This is a genomic window from Arthrobacter sp. P4_F10, assembly GCF_056401435.1.
In genome coordinates, this window is record NZ_JBFUJJ010000002.1 from 333835 (window position 1) to 350096 (window position 16262).

At 68.7% G+C, this 16262-nt stretch carries 11 protein-coding genes; 5 read left to right on the forward strand and 6 right to left on the reverse strand.

The features are described 5' to 3' along the window. The first annotated feature begins 251 nt into the window (after positions 1–251). Positions 252–4550: an FtsK/SpoIIIE domain-containing protein gene (locus AC1DR1_RS04465; RefSeq protein ID WP_229993156.1), complete on the forward strand. Its 4299-nt coding sequence runs from the start codon at positions 252–254 to the stop codon at positions 4548–4550. On the opposite strand, the gene AC1DR1_RS04470 is transcribed toward AC1DR1_RS04465, so the two are convergent. After that, entirely contained in the window at positions 4518–4913 is a 396-nt protein-coding gene (locus AC1DR1_RS04470) for a hypothetical protein (RefSeq protein WP_229993157.1), read from the reverse strand. The genes AC1DR1_RS04465 and AC1DR1_RS04470 overlap by 33 nt on opposite strands. A gap of 63 nt (positions 4914–4976) precedes the next feature. Here AC1DR1_RS04470 and AC1DR1_RS04475 point away from each other — a divergent pair, with 63 nt between their 5' ends. Then, on the forward strand, positions 4977–5168 hold the full coding sequence (locus tag AC1DR1_RS04475; RefSeq protein WP_364745857.1) for a hypothetical protein: 192 nt from the start codon (positions 4977–4979) through the stop codon (positions 5166–5168). A 242-nt stretch (positions 5169–5410) separates the two neighbouring features. Beyond that, positions 5411–5659 carry a WhiB family transcriptional regulator gene (locus AC1DR1_RS04480; RefSeq protein WP_003804966.1) on the forward strand — a complete coding sequence of 83 codons (249 nt, stop codon included), beginning with the start codon at positions 5411–5413 and terminating at the stop codon, positions 5657–5659. A gap of 116 nt (positions 5660–5775) precedes the next feature. Here AC1DR1_RS04480 and AC1DR1_RS04485 read toward each other — a convergent pair whose 3' ends face one another. The 4 genes from AC1DR1_RS04485 to AC1DR1_RS04500 are packed head-to-tail and all read right to left on the reverse strand — an operon-like array spanning position 5776 to position 14180. After that, on the reverse strand, positions 5776–7245 hold the full coding sequence (locus AC1DR1_RS04485) for a sensor histidine kinase (protein ID WP_476992229.1): 1470 nt from the start codon (positions 7243–7245) through the stop codon (positions 5776–5778). A 36-nt stretch (positions 7246–7281) separates the two neighbouring features. After that, positions 7282–12156 (reverse strand): NAD-glutamate dehydrogenase, encoded by a 4875-nt coding sequence (locus AC1DR1_RS04490; RefSeq protein ID WP_476992230.1) that lies wholly within the window; start codon positions 12154–12156, stop codon positions 7282–7284. Between the two features lie 57 nt (positions 12157–12213). After that, complete coding sequence (locus tag AC1DR1_RS04495; protein ID WP_229993161.1) at positions 12214–13539, reverse strand: CpaE/TadZ family protein; 1326 nt, start codon at positions 13537–13539, stop codon at positions 12214–12216. Beyond that, positions 13536–14180, reverse strand: coding sequence for a CpaB family protein (locus AC1DR1_RS04500; protein ID WP_229993162.1), 645 nt, complete (start codon positions 14178–14180; stop codon positions 13536–13538). Before AC1DR1_RS04500 ends, AC1DR1_RS04495 begins: the two co-directional genes overlap by 4 nt. A 152-nt stretch (positions 14181–14332) precedes the next feature. Here AC1DR1_RS04500 and AC1DR1_RS04505 point away from each other — a divergent pair, with 152 nt between their 5' ends. Then, a complete protein-coding gene (locus AC1DR1_RS04505) occupies positions 14333–14554 on the forward strand; it encodes a helix-turn-helix domain-containing protein (RefSeq protein WP_229993163.1) in 222 nt (73 codons plus the stop codon). Between the two features lie 14 nt (positions 14555–14568). Here AC1DR1_RS04505 and AC1DR1_RS04510 read toward each other — a convergent pair whose 3' ends face one another. Then, complete coding sequence (locus AC1DR1_RS04510; protein WP_229993164.1) at positions 14569–15138, reverse strand: hypothetical protein; 570 nt, start codon at positions 15136–15138, stop codon at positions 14569–14571. Between the two features lie 200 nt (positions 15139–15338). Here AC1DR1_RS04510 and AC1DR1_RS04515 point away from each other — a divergent pair, with 200 nt between their 5' ends. Beyond that, positions 15339–16148: a LysM peptidoglycan-binding domain-containing protein gene (locus tag AC1DR1_RS04515; RefSeq protein WP_229993165.1), complete on the forward strand. Its 810-nt coding sequence runs from the start codon at positions 15339–15341 to the stop codon at positions 16146–16148. The last annotated feature ends 114 nt before the right edge of the window (positions 16149–16262 follow it).

The following is a 16262-nucleotide window of genomic DNA, read 5'->3' on the forward strand; positions in this document are numbered from 1 at the left end:
CACTAGCCTACCCGAGGCTCCATTGCAGTCGGCGCCCGGCCCCCGCCGCGCGGCCCGCGTCCGGCCCGTGTCCGGAGCTCGTACGGAGCGCGCTCGGAGCCGGCCGGGGCGCGTACGGGGCGCGCTCGGAGCCGTCTGGCCCGTCGCCGGGCTGCCCCCGTTTATCCACATGGCCTAATTTCCGGCGCGCAGCCGGGCCGAGGCATCCCTAACGTGGAACCCGGGCCGCCACGCAGGAAAGGATGCCCCGGATGATCTTCCACTGCACTCTCGCACCTTGCACCCTCATGGCAGGTTCGACGCCGGACGGGCAGCTCATTGAGCTGTCCGTCGAGGTCCCGGAGCCCTGCCCGGGCGCGGACCTGGAGGCCGCCATCGCCCGGCGCTACGGGACCGGCGGGCTGTCCGTCCGGGGAGCCCCGGTCACCGCTCTGACGGTTGGCGTGCCTCCCCTGGTCCAAGGTGCCGTATTGGTTGACGGTGCGTTGGCCGACGGTGCAGGGGTCGTTAATACGTCGGGCGCAGCATCCCGCCCCGGACCCGGCCACCCCGAAACAGCCACTTTGCTGCTCGCAGTGGACAGCGGTCCCGGCGCGGGCACGCTTGTCGCGCTGCGCCGGGGCCAGCTCCGGATCGGACGCAGCGGTACCGAGATCGTGATCCCGGATGCCGCACTTTCCCGGGAGCACGCGCGCCTGGACGTCTCGGACTCGGACGTCACGATCGTGGACCTCGGCAGTGCGAACGGAACCAGCGTCGACGGCCGGAAAGTGCGAATGGCCCCGGTGACCACGGCGTCCGCGATCCGCTGCGGCGACTCCACCATCTCGCTCCGGCTCGGCCCGCCGGTGGTGCCCAATGCTGCCGCGGACTCCGTGACGGCGCTTGCGGGCTCCAGCGTTGCCGCGCCGCTGGTCGTCCGGGGCAACGCCGCCCCCGGCCACCGGGCCGCCGTGGCGTTGACGGCGGTGCTGCCGCTCCTGGTCGGCATCGGTCTGGCGCTTCTCACCGGCATGTGGATGTTCCTGGCCTTCACCGCAGTCTCAGGCGTATCCGTCCTCGTCCCGTTCCTGTCGGGCCGCCGCCAGCGCCGCGAGCTCAACGCAGCTGTGGCGGAGGCCGCCCTGCAGGACAGGGAACGACGCCGGCGTGCGGCTCCTTCCGCGGCGGACCTGGTCATCGGTTGCGTGGCCGGGGCACCCCCGGCTGCCTGTGCACCTCACGGGGAGCCAGCGGACGTCTGCCTGCGGCTCGGGCTGGCGGATCAGGCGGCGAACATCCGGCTGGAACCACCCGACTCCGGCTTCCGGCCGCCGCCGCTCGGCCAGGTGCCCCTGACCTTGGACCCGCCGCCGGCGGTGGTGACCATCCACGGCCCGGCGCCGGCCGTGGCCGGGCTGGTGCGCTCGTTCATCCTGCAGCTGGCTGCCTATCCCCTCGGCGGCAGCACCCGCCTGGTGCTGCATGGCCCGGCGGACACGGTGCCGTTGTCAGCGCGTTTCCTGCCCCGGGTCACGTTGTCCGCAAATGACGCCACCACCGCGACCCTGTTGGCTGCCGGTCCCGGCGGATTGAATGGCGGTCCGGGCGAGGGATTCGACCGCGGAGTCCTCATCCTTTGGGACACTCCCGGCCAGTCAGGGGCCTCGCCCGGGCCGGACAACGCTGATGCCGGGCCGGCGTTCCGGACCCTGGCCGCGGCACACGGGTGGAGCGTGATCGAGTGCTCGCCGGAGCAGGGTCCCGCAGAACACCCCGGCATTGTCCTCGGCCGGCGCAGCACCCTCATCACCGCCGGGGCCCCGCCCCAGGACTTCGTCCCGGATCTGGTCCCGGCGGTGGTCTTTGACCGCTTTTGCCGAGGCATCAATGCCACACGGCGCACTCCGAAGGCTCCCCCGCCGTCCATCCCACGGCACTGCAGCCTGGCCGATGTCCTTCCCCTCGCGGCGCCGGACATCTCCCGGCGGTGGTCCCGGACCGGCGCCGAGTCCGGACTGGGCACAGCGGTCGGCACGGGGAGCCAGGGGACCCTGCAGATCGACCTGAAGGCGGACGGTCCGCACTTCCTGGTTGCAGGGACCACCGGTTCCGGGAAGTCGGAGTTTTTGCGGACTCTTGCCGCCGGCCTCGCGGCTGGCCATCCGCCGGACCGGGTCAACCTGCTCTTCATCGATTTCAAGGGCGGCTCGGGCCTGGGCCCGCTGACCGGGCTCCCGCACTGCGTGGGCATGCTGACGGATCTGGGCGCTGCGCAGGTGGAGCGGACGCTCGTTTCATTGCGGGCAGAGGTCCGGCGGAGGGAGGAACTGCTCGCCCGGGTGAATGCCCCGGATCTCGCGGCTTATGAGTCGTCGCCGGCGGCAGGCCCGCAAGTCCCCTATCTGGTCATCGTCGTGGACGAGTTCAGGATCCTCGTGGACGAAGTGCCCGGCGCCCTCTCAGAGCTCATGCGGATTGCCGCCATCGGCCGGTCACTGGGAATCCATCTCATCATGGCCACGCAGCGCCCGCAGGGAGCCCTGAACGCCGATATCAGGGCCAACGTCACCACCCGCATCGCCCTCCGCGTCCAGTCCGGCCCCGAATCGTTCGACATCATGGGCTCCGGGCAGGCGGCCGCCATCCCCATCGCACGTCCCGGGCGCGCGTTCCTGATCCGCGGCGCACAAGCCCCGGAGGAGTTCCAGACGGCCACCCTGACGCCCCGGACCGCCGTGCGGTCAGACGGAGCGGTCACGGTGCGCACGGTCACGGACCATCTCACGGGGCCGCCGGCAGTAGCCGATCGCCTGACCGGCGGCTCCTGCAACGATGAAGCCCACGACAGCGGCGCGGCCCTGACGCCGGCACACGGGGCGGCGCCGCTCATCGACGCCGCCGTGGGCCTGTGGCAGGAACTCGGCGGCCGGCCGCCCCGCCGGCCGGTGGCAGATCCCCTGCCGGCCCTGCTGCCGGATCCGGGTCCCGGGCCCTCCGACCGGGACACGGTCCGGCTGGGGCTGGTGGACCTGCCGGAACTCCAACGCGTCAAGGAGCTGGGCTGGAGTCCTGCCGGGCACGGGCATCTGGGCCTTGTCGGCGCTGAAGCCGGCGCCAGCGACGCCGCCCTGGCCCTCGCTGTCGATCAGCTCCTGGCCGGCCGTGTGGAGTCGCACCTCTACATTCTCGACGCCGCCGGTGTTTTCAACGCCGCCGCGACGGCGCCCCGGGTCGGCGCGGTGGCCGGCCTGCATGAATTGCGCCGGGCCGCCAGGGTGCTGAGGCGGGTGGCCGAAGAAGTCACGTCACGGCTGAGTGCGCCCGCGGCCTGGTCGCGGACCCGGCTGGTCCTGGTGCTCAGTGGCTGGGGCGCCTGGGTTTCGGCTTTTCGTTCCGGACCGCAGGCATGGGCCGAAGAACTCGTTCATGACATTGTGCGGGACGGCCCCCGGGCAGGGATAACGGTCATCGTCTCTGGCGAGCGCGAGCTGGTGACCGCCAGGTTTTTCGGGGGCCTGCCCAACCGGATCTTCTTTCCCGCAGGCTCTACCGACGAGGGCCGCCTTGCGTGGCCCCGGCTTCCGGCGTTGGAGCCGGTCCCCGGCCGCGTGGCCGTGTTCGGTGTTTTTGTGCCGGCCCCTCTGGCGACCGGGCACGCGGCCCAACTGTTCGAACCGACGGCCGCGGGCGGGCAGTGCCCCATAGGCGGAGCCGTCACGACGAGGCCCTTCCGGGTGGACGCGTTGCCTGTGTTCGTGAGAGTGGACGAGGTGCTGGCCCACTGCGGCACCCCCGGGCCAGGGCAACGGATTCCGCCGCCCGCTGGCTTGCCCGCAGCCATGCCTGGCGCCGCGCACTCCCCCGTCCCAGCGGCGGCACTGCTGCTCGGGCTCGGCGGAGACGAACTCCGGCCGCACGGGATTCGGCTACCGGCAGGCAGCGTCCTCGCGGTCCTCGGCGGCCCGGGTTCCGGAAAAAGCACGCTGCTGGCCGCGCTCCCGGGAATGAACCCGACGTGCACCTGGCTCGCGCCCCGGCCGGGGTCCGAACCCGGCCAGTACTGGTCCCGGCTCCGCGCCAGCGCACTCGCGGGCACCCTGGACCGGACAGCGATTGCGCTCGCAGACGACGCCGACCTGCTGGCACACGAAGCCAACAGCGCCCTGGCGGCCCTGAACAGTCTGGGCTGGAGGGTGATCCTCACGGCAGGATTCGGCCCGGGCTTTGGGCAACGGGTGGATCTCGCTGCCGTCGCGCGCAGCCAGGGACGGGCGGTCCTGATTCGCCCGCGGGGGCTCCTGGACGGCGAGCCGTTCGGGGTCCGGATCGAACCAGAGCACAGTCCTCCGCCGGGACGCGCCGTCGTCATTTCCGACGGCCAAGCTACGCCGGTCCAGCTGGCTGCCCCGTGCTCTCCTGTTCAGCTGGGGGCTGCCCTCCCGCTGGCTCCGATCCGGCCTGCCGGCGGACCGGACCGGGTCTCCCCCGGGCAGGTCCGGCTCTCCCCCGGGCAGCACGCCGCGCGGGACGGCCCGTTACAGGGCGGGCGGGGCCCCTGCTGCCCGTGACGCGAACGCTATGACCCGCTTGTCGAACAGGAGCACGATCGCCGTCACGGCGGGGATCAGCATGGCCAGTCCGGCCAGCGGATAGCCTCCGGTCAGCGTCGGGAAGCCAATGGTCAGCACGAAGAGCTGGGCCACCAGGGCACCTGCCCGCGGCCAACGGAAGCCCCGCAGCAGGAAGCGTGCCACGGCAAAGAGCCATGCGGAGAACGCCAGCAGCAGGCACAGCGTGAAGACGGCACCCCAGAAGGAAAGCACCGGGGCTCCGGTCAGGAGTTGGGTCCCGTACCAGCCGCCGGCCACGAGCAGCGCCAAGGCCTCCAGCGCGACGACGACGGCGATGACAACAATTCCTCTTGGCCGCACAGAGTCTCCGGCAGCGGCTCCGGCAGGGGTTCCGTCCGGATGCCGGCGCGAACTTTCGCCGGGATGCTCGCCGTCACTGTCGCCGCGGCTCTCTCCGGGATTCTCGTCGCCGCGGCTCTCTCCGGGATTCTCGTCGCGGCGGCTCTCTTCGGGATTCTCGTCGCGGCGGCTCTCTCCGGGATCTTCACCGGGGCGTTCGCTGGGATTTTCACCGGGGTTTTCACGGGGGTCTTCAGGGTTCACAGGGGGCCTTGACACACTGGCACACTACCGGACATAGTCGTCTAGATGTGAGGACGCCGCCACTGAATGTGATGCATCGCTCACGGTCTCGAGGCATCTTGACCTCTATTACCCCTTGTTTACACAGCGTTAACATGACACGCTTAATCCAGATGACCGAGGGGGCCCCAATGGGCCCTTTTCTTATGAAGCCTCTAGTGAATAATTTCACAAAGGCGTTTAACGAGTTCCCACGAATGGAGTGACTGATCAGCATGGATTGGCGTAACCGCGCAGCCTGCCTTGACAAGGACCCGGAGCTGTTCTTCCCCGTTGGAAACACGGGCCCTGCCCTCCTGCAGATCGAGGAAGCGAAAAGTGTTTGCCGCCGCTGCCCCGTTGTGGATACCTGCCTGCAATGGGCTTTGGAGTCCGGCCAGGACGCCGGAGTGTGGGGCGGCATGAGCGAGGACGAGCGCCGCGCCCTGAAACGCCGCGCTGCACGGGCACGACGCGCTTCCTGATCCCGCTGCCCAAGCACCGGCAGCTACAGCGCCGGCAGCCACCGAACGACCCTGCAGCAATGGCCGCGGACCCTAAGGTCCGCGGCCATTGCCCGTTTAAGCCGCCGGGTGCAACGTCAGCGCGACGTGAGGCTCAGGACAATCTGGACTGCGGTTCCCCCGCCCTCCCTGGCCTGCCAGTGGATGGTGCCGCCGAGTTCACTCATGACCAGTGTGCGGACAATCTGCAGGCCAAGGCCCTCGACATACGGCGTGTCCGGCAGTCCGACGCCGTCGTCCTCCACCGTCACGGTGAGAAGTTCGTCCCCGTCCTCGGTCTCCGAGCGGTCGGCGAGCAGCGAGACAGTACCGGTCCGTCCCTCCAGCCCGTGCTCGACGGCGTTCGTGACCAGTTCGTTGATGACGAGGGCCAATGGGGTGGCGAAGTCGCTCGGCAGTTCCCCGAAGAGGCCCGAACGCTGGGTTTTGACCTGCTGTGAGGGCGAGGCGACCTCGGCCGAGAGGCGGAACTGGCGGCCGATGAGTTCGTCAAAATCGACGCTCTGGGTCAGGCCCTGCGAGAGCGTCTCATGCACCAGGGCAATGGTCGCCACCCGCCGCATGGCCTGCTCGAGCCCCTGCTTGGCCTCGTCGCTGACCATGCGCCGCGACTGCATCCGCAAAAGAGCCGCGACGGTCTGCAGGTTGTTCTTCACCCGGTGATGGATCTCGCGGATGGTGGCGTCCTTGGTGACAAGCTCCATCTCCCGGCGGCGCAGCTCCGAGACGTCCCGGCACAGGACCAAGGCACCGAACCGCTGCTGCTCGTCGCGCAGCGRGATGGCACGCAGCGAAAGACTCACACCGCGCGACTCGATTTCGCTGCGCCACGGCATGCGGCCCGTGACGACGAGCGGCAGGGTTTCATCGACCATGCGCCGGTCCCGCAAAAGTCCCGCCGTCACCTCGGCGAGGGACCGGCCCTCGAGGGACTCGCCGTCGCCGAGGCGGCGGAACGCAGAGACCCCGTTGGGGCTGGCGTACTGCACGATCCCCTCGGCGTCGAGCCTGATCAGGCCGTCGCCCACACGCGGGGCGCCGCGGCGCGAGCCTGTGGGCGACGCGAAGTCCGGCCACAGCCCCAGGGTTCCCATGCGCAGCAGATCGTAGGCGCATTGCCGGTAGGTGAGCTCGAGCCGGGAGGGCATCCGTGAACTGGAGAGGTCCATGTGGGAGGTCACGATCGCCAGGGTGCGGCCGTTGCGGACCATCGGCACGGCCTCGACCCGCAGCGCCATATCGCTGCTCCAATTGGTCTCGTTGGAGCGCTCGATCGCGCGGCTCTCCCACGCCTTGTCGACCAGCGGTTGCAGGTCCGACCTGATCCCCTCCCCCACGAAGTCGGCGTGGAACACCGTGTGCGTGGTGGAGGGGCGGACGTGGGCGAGGGCCACGTAGCCGAACTCAGGATGCGGAAACCACAGGGCGAGATCGGCGAACGCGAGGTCGGCGACCATCTGCCAGTCGCCGACCAGGAGGTGCAGCCATTCGGCGTCCCCCGGGCCAAAATCAGCATGTTCCCTGATTGGGTCCGTAAAGATTGCCACAGCACCTCCATTTGCGACACCAGGGACGGCAGTCCCTTAGCGTCGGACGATTGACCTCAAGAGCCTCAATGCTACCGACAGTGAGGCCATGTCATCGGCCTCGAGCGCATTGACCTCATCAAACATGGACTTCGCCCGGCCCAGCTGCTCCGCGTTCTGGCCCTCCCAGGCCAGCAGCCGCTCTTCGGCCGGAGCCCCGGCCGGAGTGTTCTCCAGCACCGCCGTCGTCATGTCCGAGACCGTGGAGTAGAGGTCATCGCGCAGGGCTGCACGGGCCAGTGCCTGCCAGCGGTCCGCCCTCGGCAGCTTGGTGATGCGTTCGAGGAGGGAATCTGCATGGAAGCGGTTGAAGACCGTGTAGTAGACGTGGGCAATATCGGCCACGGATTCCTTGCTGACATGGACGATCTTGGCGATGTCCAGGAGCACGAAGCTCTCGAACAGTTCCGCCCAGCGGTGTGCCAGGTCTTCCGGAAGGTCCCAGCTGCGCGCCTTCTGAAGCCATTCGGCCACACGGGCGCGGTCGTCGCCCCGGAGGTAATCGAGCAATCGGGCCCGCATGGGATCCATCAGCGGCTTGAATTCGGCCACGATCTCGGCGATGGGACGGGACGCGGAACCCTGGCCGAGGAGCCACCGGACGGCGCGGTCCAGCAGCCGCCGGATGTCAAGGTGGACGGTGCTCCAGTGTTCGGTCGGGAACGACGCCGGCAGTTCGTTGAGTTCCTTGACCATGATGTCCAGCTCGTAGACCTCGCGGAGGGCAACGAACGCCTTGGCGAGGGCCGCTTCCGTGGCCGAGGTTTCCTCAATGGCGCGGAACGCGAAGGTGATGCCGCCGAGGTTGATCATGTCGTTGGCAACCACGGTCGCGATGATCTCGCGACGCAGCGGGTGGGTATCCAGTTCGGCGTCGAACCTCTCCCGCAACTGCTCCGGGAAGTAGGCCCGCAGCGTCGTGCGGAACCACGGGTCATCGGCGAGGTCGCTGTCGCGCAGCGCGGTGGCAAGTTCGATCTTGGCGTAGGCGGCCAAGACCGAAAGTTCCGGGGAGGTCAGCCCCTGGCCCTGTTCCAGGCGCTCCTGCAACGTGGCCGTGGTGGGCAACGCCTCGAGGTCCCGTTTGAGGTCCGCCGACTTTTCCAGCCAGTCCATGAGCCGTTCGTAGCTGGGGCTCCATTCGGAGACCCGCATCCGGTCGTTGAGGAGCAGGATGTTCTGGTCGATGTTGTCCTCGAGCACCAGCCGGCCGACCTCGTCGGTCATCGAGGCCAGGAAGTCCGCACGCTCGGCGGGCTCAAGCTTGCCCGCCGCGACCATCCGGTCCACGAAGATCTTGATGTTGACTTCGTGGTCCGAGCAGTCCACACCGGCCGAGTTGTCGATCGCATCCGTGTTGAGGATGACGCCCTGCAGCGCGGCCTCAATGCGTCCGCGCTGGGTCATCCCCAGGTTTCCGCCTTCACCGACCACCTTGACCCGCAGTTCGCGGCCGTCCACGCGGATGGAGTCGTTGGCCTTGTCGCCAACCTCGGCATTCGTTTCGGTGCTGGCCTTGACGTAGGTGCCGATGCCGCCGTTGTAGAGCAGGTCCGCCGGGGCGAGGAGGATGGCGCGCAGGAGCTCCGGCGGGCTCAGCTCCGTGGTGCCCTCCGGGAGGCCGAGGGCGGCGCGGACCTGTGCGGACACGGGGATCGACTTGGCCTGCCGGGCAAAGACGCCGCCGCCTTCGCTGATGAGCGCCTTGTTGTAGTCATCCCACGAGGACCGGGGCAGTTCGAAGAGCCGTTGGCGCTCCGCGTAGGACGTTGCCTCATCCGGAGTGGGGTCGAGGAAGATGTGCCGGTGGTCGAAGGCGGCCAGCAGGCGGATGTGCTTGGAGAGCAGCATGCCGTTGCCGAACACGTCGCCGGACATGTCGCCGACGCCCACCACGGTGAAGGGCTCGGCCTGGGTGTCGAGGTCCAGCTCGCTGAAGTGGCGCTTGACCGATTCCCAGGCGCCGCGGGCCGTGATGCCCATGGCCTTGTGGTCATAGCCGACGGAGCCGCCGGACGCGAAGGCGTCGCCGAGCCAGAAGCCGTATTCGCCGGCCAGTCCGTTGGCGATGTCGGAGAAGGACGCGGTGCCCTTGTCGGCCGCGACCACCAGGTAGGAGTCGTCGTCGTCATGGCGCACGACGTCGGCCGGCGGCCTGACGGTTTCGCCCTCGGCCGTCACGATCAGGTTGTCCGTGATGTCCAGGAGTCCGCGGATGAACGTCTTGTAGCTCTCGACGCCCTCGGCCATCCAGGCGCTGCGGTCGGCCGCGGGGTCCGGGAGCTGCTTGGCGTAGAAGCCGCCCTTGGCGCCTGTCGGGACGATGACGGCGTTCTTGACGGTCTGCGCCTTCACCAGGCCCAGGATTTCTGTGCGGAAGTCCTCGCGCCGGTCCGACCAGCGCRGGCCGCCGCGGGCCACCTTGCCGAAGCGGAGGTGCACGCCCTCGACCCGGGGCGAGTAGACCCAGATCTCGAACATGGGCCGCGGGAACGGCAGGCCCCCGATGAGGGACGGATCCAGTTTGAAGCTCAGGTGGGGCTTGTTCTGGTAGTAGTTCGTCCGGAGCGTGGCTTGGATCAGGTTCTTGAACGTGCGCAGCAGCCGGTCGGCGTCGAGGGTCGCGACCTGCTCGATCGCAGCGTCGAGTCCGGCGAGGACCTCGACTTCCCTGAGCACGCGGTCGGCGTCGCTGAGCGCCGGGTCAAAGCGTGCCGCGAACAGGGCGCTGAGTCCCCGCGTGACATCCGCGTTCGCCAGCAGGGTGTCGGCCAGGAACCCGAAGGAGTTGGTGTTGCCCATTTGCCGCATGTACTTGGCATAGGCGCGCAGTACGACCACCTGGCGCCAGTGCATGCCCTCCCGCAGCACCAGCCGGTCGAAGCTGTCGGACTCCACGGCGCCGGTCACGGCAGCGCCGAAGGACTCGCCCAGCAGCTGCCCGGTGGCTTGGGGATCCACACCGGCGGGGTACTTGAGGCCGAGGTCGTAAAGGAAGAAATCCCGGTGATCCGCGGTCTCGATCTCGAACGGGCGTTCGTCCAGGACCTCGAGGCCCAGGTTGTGGAAGTACGGCAGGATCTGGCTCAGGCTCTTCGGCTCCAGCATGTAGAGCTTGACGCGGGCGTCCTCTTCCAGCGTGGCGCCGGCGCCGTCGGGCAGGTAAACGTGGACGCCGGGCTGCTCCTTGACGCCTTCACCGGCCCGTTCGGCCGCGGCACCGTACTTTTCGAAGCGGTCGATGTCCTGCAGCGCGTCTTCGATCTCGTAGTCCACCCGGTAGCCGGCAGGGAACGCCTCCGCCCAGACGGCGGCCAGTTCCTTGGCGCCGTTCTCCCGGACGCCGGCGCCCCCGCCGTCGCCGCGAGCGCGCAGAACTTCGGAAATGCCTTCGCCCCAGGAGCGGGCGGCCCGGACCAGGCGCTTCTCCAGCTCGTCGCTGTTGACGTTGCTGACGTCGGCGTCCTTGGGCAGCCGGATCCGGAAGAAGAGGCGGGCCAGAGCGGACTCTGTCATGCGCGCCTCGTAGTCGATGGACACGGCGTTGAAGGTCTCCCGCAGTTCCTGCTCAATGCGCAGGCGGACGTTGGTGGTGTAGCGGTCGCGCGGCAGGTAGACGACGGCGGACATGAACCGGCCGTAGATGTCGGGACGGAGGAAGAGCCGCGTCCTGCGGCGTTCCTGCAGACGCTGGATGCCGGTGGCGATGGCGGCGAGGTCCGGGATTTCGATCTGGAACAGCTCATCGCGCGGGTAGGTCTCGAGGATGCCCAACAGGTCCTTGCCCGAGTGCGAGTCCGGCGGGAAGCCGGCGTCATGGAGGACAGCGGCAACTTTTTCCCGGACCACGGGGATGTCGCGGACGGAGCCGGCGTAGGCGGTCGTGGCGAAGAGGCCGATGAAGCGGCGTTCCCCGTTGACGTTGCCGGCGGCGTCGAAGCTCTTGACGCCGATGTAGTCCAGGTACGCCGAGCGGTGCACGGTAGAGCGGGAGTTTGCTTTCGTGATCACCAGCGCGCGCTTCTCGCGCGCCTTTCTCCTGCCGGCGTCGGTGAGGTGCTGGACCTGGCGGCTGTCCGCGCCGGCGCGGAGCAGGCCGAGGCCGCTTTCCTCGCGCAGTTCCAGCACATCCTCGCCGGATACGTTCACGAGGTCGTATTCGCGGTAGCCGAGGAAAGTGAAGTTCCCGTCATCGAGCCAGCGGAGCAGGTCCTGGGCCTGCCGCAGCTCGGCAATCTGTGCCCGGTTGGCCACCCTGTCCAAATCCGCGGAGATCTCAAGGGCCTTCGTCCGCATCTTCGGCCAGTCTTCGACGGCGGCGCGGACGTCGCCGAGCACCCGGGTGATGCCCTTGACCAGCTCGGCGCGCTTGCCCTCGCCCACGAGGTCGATCTCGACGGCGATCCAGGATTCCATGTGCGAGGCGTTGTCGCCCTCGGCGATCAGGTGGGAGAGGTTCGGCATGGCCGCCGTGTCGCCGCTGGAGATGCCCAGGTGGGAGGGTACGCGTGCCACCTTGACCAGGTCGCCGGTAGCGCGGTTGCGGGTCACCACGAAAAGCGGGTGCAGCACGAGGTGGATGGGTGCGTTCTGGCGGACCAGTTCGGCGTTCACCGAGTCCACGAGGAAGGGCATGTCATCGGTGACGATGTAGAGGACACTGCAATCGGCCTCGTCACGGACGGCGATGTTCGCGATGCCTGGCCTCCGCGTCGCCGCGATCTGGCGGTGGGTATCGGCCCTTGCCGTCAGGACTTCCTGGGGATAGGCCCGGAAATCCTCCTCCGCGAGGTGCTCGTAGTAATCCCCGAGGTAGCTTTCGCTACTACCGATCGAAACGGGCTGATCCTCCACGCTGGACCCAGACGACATCGAAACGCCTCCATAAAAGAAGTTCACAGCCGCTTCTTTGCGGCCCTTATGTTGACCCTAACCCTTTGCCCGGCGCTCTGCTGTGGAAGAAAAGACAAAGGATTTCTTGTTTCGCTGGGCAGGTGCACAAACCAATCCGGCGATCGCACGCCGCAACTCAGATTCGGGGGCGGATTCAAGCAAAAGTGCCCCGGACAGCAGGGCGGCGTCGCTCGCTGCGGGGTCGGACGGCAGGAACGCCGACAACGGCGCCGAGGGGCCGTACCGCTCCCAGGCAGCCCGGAGCTGGCGTTCGGGCGACCGCCCGACGGCGGAGGACCTGACTTTGTTCATGACCACCTGGGGCGCTGCCTGCGGGACGGCCGCCTGGAGCTCGGCCAGACCGCGGACGAGCCTCGGCACGCCAATGGAATCGGCCGCCCCGACGGCAAAGACCGTGTCGGCCAGCTCCAGGCTCCTTAAGGTCGCGGCGTTGCGGCGCGGCGCCCCGCCGTCAAAGCCCAGCTCGTCATCGGATTCCAGGCAGAATCCGGTGTCCACCACGGTGACTTCTGCGATCTCCCGGGCCCGCTCCAGCACCAGCGTGAGCGCCGCGGGGCGCAGTTCCGTCCAGCGGTCCGCCCGCGTGATCCCGGTGAGCACACGAAACGTCCCGGCCTTGGTCGCCACCGTCGTGGCGATCCTGAGCAGGGCGTCGGCGTCGAGCAGTCCCTGGTCTGCCAGCCGGCAGGCCTGGGCCAGCCCGGCAGCCTCATCGAGCAGACCCAGGAGGGCGGCCACGCTGGCACCGTAACTGTCGGCGTCGACCAGCAGCACCGATTGCCCGTCCGCGGCCAGCTCCCCCGCCATGTTGGCGGCCACCAGGGTCCGGCCCGGCGCGCCAGCCGGACCCCAGACCGCGATGATCCGGCCCTTCGCGGCAGTGCCTGCGGCGGTTGGGTGCGCCCCGGAAGACCGCGGCACCTGCCCGGCGGCCGTGACGGCGACGGCGGAAGCATCGTCGGTCCCAGCGAGCCCGGGCCGGAGTCCGGTGCCACTGAGCTGCGCCACCGCTGCGGAAATCCGCGCCGCAAGGGCCGCGGCATCAACAGCGCGGGCTTCCGCCGCCACGCCAATGGTCCGCAGGCGGGCCGTTTCCTCCGGATCATCAGTGAGGGCGATGACGACGACGCCGACGGCGGACAGCCGGTCCACCAGCGAGGCCGTCAGTTCTTCGCTGCCCGCCGCGACGACAGCGGCGCGGGCCAGCCCGCTCTGGCAGGCGGCCAGCAGTTCCGCCAGTTCGGTGCACCGCCGGACAACGGACACGGGTCCGTGCAGACGCTCCAGGCCGCCCACCAGGTCATCGCGGGAGTCCCCCACCGTCACCACGGGAATGCTCATCGCGCGGTACCGCCCGGGTTCCACACGACCGCGATCTTTGCCTTGTTGGCCTGGGCTCCCAGCAGCTTCGGCATCTGGGCGTCCGGGACCAGCACCATGACCACCATCGACCGGGAGGACCCCAGGGCAGTGCTGCCCGAGGTGATCTGGGCAATTTCGGCGCCGGAGAGGAGCAGCGTGGGCTCGCTGAAGCCGTTGCGGGTATCCGGCAGGGCCACCCAGACGTCCACGCGGGAGCCCGCCACGGCCTGCGCGGGAAGATTTTCCTCGACCGTGACCGCGACGGGCTTGCGGTCAAGCCCGTCGAGCCGGCCTGTGCTCTCGCGCGGCAGCAGCTGGTCCTTGCCGATCCGCTGTACGGCCACGAGGCCGGCATCCAGACCTGACTCCGGGGTCAGGTAGTGCCGTTCCACCTCGCCGAGCCGTACTTTGACCCGGTGCAGCTTGTCGACGGTCAGCGTCTCGCCGACGGCGATCGGCTCCCGCGCCGCGTACGCTTCGGTGGTCTGGTCCGCGGCACCGACCAGCGAGACCACACCCACCACGGATGCCAGGACCAGCAGGATTCCGACGAGGAGCCGGGGGTCTTTCCAGGACGGCTTCTTCAAACGGGCCCCTTCGGCTGCCGCGCTTCCACTCATGCGTCCGCTCCCCCTGTCGTCGCCGCCCGTTCCCTCGATGCCGGGCACCCCTATTGTTGCGCCCGGGCGGCCCGCGCGGAAGATCCAGGGCCAAACAGCCGCAAACTGTGGATAACCGCACCAGTAGGCATCAACGGTGGCAAAATGGACTCATGCCCCGATTCCTGACTCTCGCTGACGTTGCCGAGCAGCTCCAGATCAACTCTCCGGCTGCCTACGCGCTCGTTCGCAGCGGCCAGCTCAAGGCAATCCAGGTGGGCGGCCGCGGCCAGTGGCGTGTCGAGGAGAAGATGCTTGAGCAATACATCCAGGAACGCTACGCCGAGGCCAGTCGCATGATCGAAGAGGCCAGGTCGAAGTCTGCCGGAAATTGAACTCGGCGTTCTGACTATCGGCCCGCGGCGCTGACGGATCTGATGCCCGCCAGGGCGCGAAATGGAATGGCCACCACCTGCCGGTCGGTCGCCGGAAGCCGGTCGCCGCCCTCCCGCGTCACGGCCAGATCCAGGAAATCCCGGCCAACTGTGTCAATGACGCCGTGGAGCGCGGCCTCTGCCCGGCCGGGAGAGACAAATATTGCCACCCGCGCCCGGTTCCTGGCGAGTCCCCTGAGTGCGCTGCCCAAACCGAGCCGCCGGCGGACGGCTGACGGTTCGGAGACCGCCATCCGCGAAAGGCCCACATACTGCGCGGCAGCGGCATAGGGAATCAGCACCTGGTGTTGGGGCTCATCAAGGACCAGGGCTTCGCTGCCCGCGTGGCTCAGCACCCCCTCGAACGCCGCCCCTGAGGACACGTGCACGCGGATACTGAGCCCGAGGGATCCGCGGAGCCGGTCCGCGAGCTCCACGCCCGCAGAGTCCACCAGTGCGCGCTCCGCTACTTCTGCCTCAAAATCCAGCCGCTGGCGCGCCGCCAGCTGCGCCTCCATGTCGTCAAACAGGGCGTCCCACCGCATGGCGTCAGCGTAGGCGCGCCTCCCGCACCGGTCAATCCACAGGCACCGTGAATCAACGGGCTCCAATTCATCCACAGGCACCGAACTGCATCTAGACAAACCGGTTCCTACAGGCCCAGACTTCAATCAACAGCCTTAAAAGTCATCAAATGACATCAAACAGCATCAAACAATATTCGGATCGAGTGAGGGAAGCAGCCATGGACCGGACAGCAGCACCGCAGACCCGGACCCAGAGGCTGCCCTTGCCCGCGCCCAGGCAGACGGTTCGGGCCGACGCGGCCATGGCCACTGCCATCCTGCTGCTGGGGATCTTCCTCGCGACTGCCGGCGGCTTCCTCGTCCAGCGCTGGCAGTCAGGCTCGGCACGCCGGCAGTCACTTTCCTTCGAGGACCAGCTGGGGATCTTGGCAAATACCGCCGGACTAATCGTCATCACCTGGTGGGTGATGACGCTCGCCATCGCCGCCGCAGCTGCGCTGCTTGACCGTCTCGGCCGGACCCGTGCAGCGGCCGTCACAGGCCGGTTCAGCCCGGCCTTCATGCGACGGCTTCTTCTCGCCGCCGTCGGCCTGCAGTTGCTGACCGCGCCGCTGGCCACCGCGGCGACTGTCTCCGACGGGCCCGGGCCGGGCCTGCCTGGCCAGGCAGCGGTGTCGGCATCGTGGACGCCGCCACCCGGGTGGGCCGCGGCGCCGGGGCCGCACGATCCGGCCGCCGGTTCCGCGGTAGATCCGCGGTGGAAGCCAGTGAGTCCGGCCGTGGATGCCGGCCCCCTGGCCGCGCGCCAGGTACGCTCGCCGGACACACCCGGCGCCCGCAGGGAGGTCACGGTCCGGTCCGGTGATTCGCTGTGGAGCATCGCCGCGGCCGCGCTGGGGCCGTTAGCTTCCGACGCCGACATCGCAAGAGAGTGGCCCCGGCTTTATGCGGGCAACCGCGACACCATCGGAGCCAACCCGCACTTCCTGCGTCCCGGACAGGTCCTCGTCCTCCCGCCGCCAAACTAGGGACGCGCCGCACTGCGGCCATGGCCGGAACCACAGCCAAGGCCGCAGCCAGGACGAAAACCAGGGCCCGACGGAATTTCAGGAGCAGGAAGTTCAGGATCAGGAAGTTCAGCC